The organism is Selenomonadales bacterium (assembly GCA_017442105.1).
Lineage (GTDB): Bacteria > Bacillota > Negativicutes > RGIG982 > RGIG982 > RGIG982.
The window spans coordinates 1-4693 of the sequence record JAFSAX010000111.1 but is presented as its reverse complement, the minus strand read 5'-3'; the positions used below and the strand labels follow the sequence as shown (position 1 = coordinate 4693).

The window sequence follows — 4693 nt, the reverse complement described above, 5'->3', positions numbered from 1 at the left end:
TGTCAATACACACGACAAAAACAAACAGAGCCAATAAGAAATAACAAAAGCCACCCGCACACATCCTTGTGCATAGGTGGCTTTCATATTTCTTATATTCACTTTATGCGATGAGTCGCACTTCCCTTAGCGATTATCTATCACGCGTTTTGATTTTTTCTCGCTTCTGGGGAGCGTGCCCATCGGGACGGCGAGGGTATCGGGTGTCATGCCGATACGCTGTTTGAACTGGTGACGGACGGCTTTTTCGAGAAGCGGTGCTTTTTCGTGGTCGTCTACTTCGAATTTGACGATCATATGGTCGCGGCCGTCTACGTGGTTGACTTCGACGAGGTATTCGCTCGAGATGCCGTCAACGGCTTTTAAGACTTCTTCGATCTGTGCAGGGAACATGTTGACGCCTTTTACTTTGATCATATCGTCGGTACGGCCGAGGATGATGTCGATGCGCGGAAGGCTTCTGCCGCACGGGCACGCATCGGGCAGGATGCGCGTAAGGTCATGCGTGCGGTAACGGATGAGCGGTGCGCCTTCTTTCTGGAGCGTGGTGATGACGAGTTCGCCGAGCTCGCCGTCGGGGAGGTTTTCGCCTGTGACGGGGTCGATGATCTCGAAGTAGAGATAATCGTCGAAGTAGTGCATACCGCAGTCATGCTGACAGCTTACTGCAATACCCGGACCGTAGATCTCGGTGAGGCCGTAGATGTCGTAGAGCTCGATGCCGAGTTCGCTTTTGATACGACGGCGCATTTTTTCGCCCCAACGCTCGGAACCGATGATGCCTTTTTTGAGATACACTTTGTCATGGATACCGCGTTTGGCGATCTCTTCGGCGAGAAGAAGTGCGTACGAGCTCGTCGCACAGAGGACGGTCGATCTCATATCTTCGAGGAAACGAAGCTGTTTTTCGGTGTTGCCGGGGCCCATCGGGATGGCCATGGCACCAAGTCGTTCAACGCCGAGCTGGAAGCCGATACCTGCCGTCCAGAGTCCGTAGCCGGGCGTGATCTGGACGCGGTCGTTCATCGTCACGCCTGCGATGCGGTAGCAGCGCTCGAAGAGGATCGCCCAGTCGTCAACGTCTTTTTGCGTATACGGGATGATGATAGGCGTGCCTGTCGTACCGCTCGAGGAGTGGATACGGACGATCTGTTCTTCGGGAACAGCGGCAAGGCCGAGCGGATAGACGTCGCGGAGGTCTTTTTTTTCGGTGAAGGGAAGCTTGGCGAAGTCTTCTGCCGTTTCGATGGCGTCGATGTCGATTCCTTTGAATTTTTCGTGATAAAGGCTCGTTTCAAGTGCTTGAAGACGTTTGGCCTGTTGTTTGATGATGGAAAGTGTTTCGGGTTTCATCTGCATTTCAGTTGGACTCCTTTACGCACTCGGCGCCGAGGGCAAGTGCTTTTTGGTTCATGGCGAGGACTTTCGGCGGAAGCTTTTCGGCGAGTGCCGATTCGATCTCCGCGCTCGTGATGCCGAGTACGCCTGTTGCCGATGCCGCGCCGAGAAGGGCGACGTTGAGGACCTTCGGTGAGCCGACTTCGTTTGCGATTGCGTCGCCGTCTACGGTGATGACGGTCTTGGCATGCGCGCGAAGGTAGTCTATCATTTCGTCTGCGTCAAAGGTCTTGCCGCTCAAGGCACCTGTGACGGGCTGGATCGTGCGCGCAGCAACGATGATGGTGGCATCCGATTTCAGATACGGCAGACAGCGTACGGCTTCGCACGGCTCAAAGGCGATGAGAAGCTCTGCCTGCCCGAGCGGGATGAGCGAGCTGTGTACGTCGTCGCCGAGACGAACGTGGCTGACGACAGAGCCACCGCGCTGTGCCATGCCGATGGTTTCGGCGGTGCGGGCGAATGTTCCCTGAAGCATCGCGCAGTGAGCGATCAGTCGAGAGGCGAGGACGGTACCCTGACCGCCGACACCGCATAAAAGACAGTTTTTCATGTTATTTTACCTCCTCGATCGCTTGGCATGGGCAGACGTGCTGACACAGTCCGCATCCGTTGCAAAGCGATGTGTCGATGACGCAGCGGTCGTTTTTCATCGAGAGTGCGGGACAGCCGATCTCTTTGATGCACGTTTGACAGCCGATGCAGTTGTAGTTGGTCTGGCGCGTGTGTTCGCCTTTGAAAAGTGCGATGCACGGCGAGCGGAAGATGATGACACGGACGCCTTTTTCTTCCGATGCTTCGCGGACAGCTTGTTTTGCGCGCGGAAGGTCGAGCGGGTCTACGATGCGGATGCTCGTGACGCCGACTGCTTCGAGGACTTTTTCGATCGAGATTTTTGCCGATACATCACCCATCATGGTACGGCCGATGCCCGGGTGGGGCTGATGGCCTGTCATGGCGGTGGTGGAGTTGTCGAGAATGACGACGACTTCGTCCATGTTGTTGTAGACGGCGTTGATGACGTTCGTGATACCGCTGTGGAAGAACGTGGAGTCGCCGACGAAGCCGAAGTGTACGGCATCGTGGCCTGTGCGTGCGATACCCTGCGGCATGGAGATGGCCGCGCCCATGCAAAGGCACGTGTCTACCATGTGTAAGGGTGCCGCGTTGCCGAGCGTATAGCAGCCGATGTCACCGCTGAATACGGCAGGTCTTTTTGCCATAGCTTCTTTGACCGCGTAGAACGATGCGCGGTGCGGACAACCTGCGCAGAGTGTCGGCGGACGAACGGGAAGCTCGGGTGCGCCTTGTGCAAGCTGAGGTACGGCAGGGGCAACGATTCCGAGGAAGTTCGCAATCTGTGTACGCACGAGCGTGTGGCTGTTTTCACCTGCGGTGATGGTGTGACCGGTATGTTTACCGCATATTTCAATGTTGATATGTTTTTTGCCTGCGAGGAGGAGCATTGCGTCCTCGAGGACTGGGTCGAGTTCTTCGATAACGAGTACGCGTTCTACGCCTGCGAGAAATTCTTCCGCGAGCGGTTCGGGCAGCGGGTACGGCGTGGCAACGGTGAGTACGCGTACGTCTGTACCGAGGTCTGCGATGGCATCTTTGACGTATGCCGCACTGACACCGCCTGTCACGATACCGACTGTGCCTGTGCCTTCGATGCGGTTATACGGATAGGCGGAGAGCTTTTCGGCAAGCTCCGTTTCACGAGCGAACAGTTTTTGTTTCGCCATGAACGACAGGCGCGGGAAGATGCACCAACGGCTGTCTTTGGTGAAGCCTTGACCTTCGCGCGAAGCGGGCGGTGCGGCTTCGATGGACGCACACGCATGGCATACGCGCGTCGTCGGACGAAGGATAACGGGCGTGCCGATGGCTTCGGAAAGCTCGAATGCGTCTTGTATCATTTGATATGCTTCTTCGGGCGTGGCAGGGTCGAGTACGGGGATACGGGCATAGCGGCCGAAATGGCGCGTGTCCTGTTCCGTCTGCGACGAGATCGGGCCCGGGTCGTCGGCACAGAGGACGACGAGGCCTCCTTTGATACCGACATAGTTGATGCACATGAGCGGGTCGGAGGCTACGTTGAGGCCGACTTGCTTCATCGTGACGAGTGCACGAGAGCCTGCGACGGCCGCGCCTGCCGCGACTTCCATGGCAGTTTTTTCATTGACAGACCATTCTACATATACATCGCTTGTGCGACGTTTGGCGATCGTTTCAAGGACTTCCGTCGATGGCGTACCGGGATACCCGCTGACGACTTTGACACCTGCGGCGAGTGCTCCGAGCGCGATCGCTTCGTTCCCCATCAGAAGTTCTTTCATATTTTTCTCATCTCAATTCTTCTTGCATTTGGGTGGCGACACAAAATCACCATCTTATAACTATATCATGTTTATCGCAATAAGTCATGGTGTGTGCGCGAATTTCCTGTGGTTTTTCCGTTTTTTTATACGATTTCAGGTATGAAACGATGCTTCGGCGTATATGGATAACCATTCTATGGAAAAAGGCGGTGTTCGTATGACGCTTGATGAGGTCACACGCGGAATGGCGGTACGCGTGGGCGTGATCGAGGAGAAGGATGTGCGCGTGCAGGCACTCAGACTGGGCTTGGCAGAAGGCGCAGTCGTGACGTGTACGGCGAATGTATGGGCAGGGGCGGTCGTGCTCGCGCGCGGAGGGCAGGAGTTCGCTGTCGGGCAGAGGCTGGCGAAGCGTATTCGCGTATGGCCTGTGTCGAGAAGCGGTGGCAGGCGATGAGGAGGGGCGGTCTGCCATGGTGGAAAAAGGCGCTGAGAGGCGGTCTGTTCGGCAAGGAGCGAAGCGGCAGTCCGCCTGATAAGGGGAGATGGTCGCGGGCGGCACGCGATGGTTCGCGCGATAGGGGGCGGACGGTCGTCTTGGCAGGTAATCCGAATGTAGGTAAGTCTGTTTTTTTTACCGCGCTGTCGGGTGTATATCGTGAGGTGTCGAATTATGCAGGAACGACGCTCGATGTCCGGTGTGCGCGTCTTGGGCGCGATACGCTCGTCGATACGCCCGGTGTGTACGGTGTCGGGTCGGCAGGCGAGGAGGAACGTGTGGCGCGCGACGTGATACTGTCTGCCGATATCGTTATCAATATCGTCGATGCGGTGCATCTGACGCGCGACTTGTTCTTGACTTTGCAGCTGATCGAGATGGGCATACCGCTCATCGTTGTGCTCAACATGATAGACGAGGCAAAGCGGTGCGGCATTGCCATTGACGGGGAAAAGCTGTCGCATCTTCTCGGTGT

At 56.4% G+C, this 4693-nt stretch carries 5 protein-coding genes; 2 read left to right on the top strand and 3 right to left on the bottom strand.

Going from position 1 to position 4693, the window contains the following annotated elements:
- Positions 1-126: 126 nt before the first annotated feature.
- Genes IJN28_04350 through iorA form a run of 3 tightly spaced genes read right to left on the bottom strand, consistent with a single transcriptional unit; the run spans position 127 to position 3737 of the window.
- Positions 127-1359 carry a phenylacetate--CoA ligase gene (locus tag IJN28_04350; GenBank protein ID MBQ6713002.1) on the bottom strand — a complete coding sequence of 411 codons (1233 nt, stop codon included), beginning with the start codon at positions 1357-1359 and terminating at the stop codon, positions 127-129.
- Between the two features lies 1 nt (position 1360).
- The gene (locus IJN28_04345; GenBank protein MBQ6713001.1) at positions 1361-1951 is read right to left on the bottom strand and encodes an indolepyruvate oxidoreductase subunit beta; all 591 of its coding nucleotides are present in this window, start codon (positions 1949-1951) and stop codon (positions 1361-1363) included.
- A 1-nt stretch (position 1952) separates the two neighbouring features.
- A complete protein-coding gene (gene iorA / locus IJN28_04340; GenBank protein ID MBQ6713000.1) occupies positions 1953-3737 on the bottom strand; it encodes an indolepyruvate ferredoxin oxidoreductase subunit alpha in 1785 nt (594 codons plus the stop codon).
- Between the two features lie 178 nt (positions 3738-3915).
- Between iorA and IJN28_04335 the strand changes: the two genes are divergently transcribed.
- Both IJN28_04335 and IJN28_04330 read left to right on the top strand, forming a co-directional pair.
- Positions 3916-4176, top strand: a complete 261-nt coding sequence (locus IJN28_04335) for a ferrous iron transport protein A (GenBank protein ID MBQ6712999.1) — start codon at positions 3916-3918, stop codon at positions 4174-4176.
- The coding region (locus tag IJN28_04330; GenBank protein MBQ6712998.1) for a 50S ribosome-binding GTPase at positions 4173-4693 on the top strand (521 nt) is incomplete at its 3' end. The genes IJN28_04335 and IJN28_04330, both read left to right, overlap by 4 nt.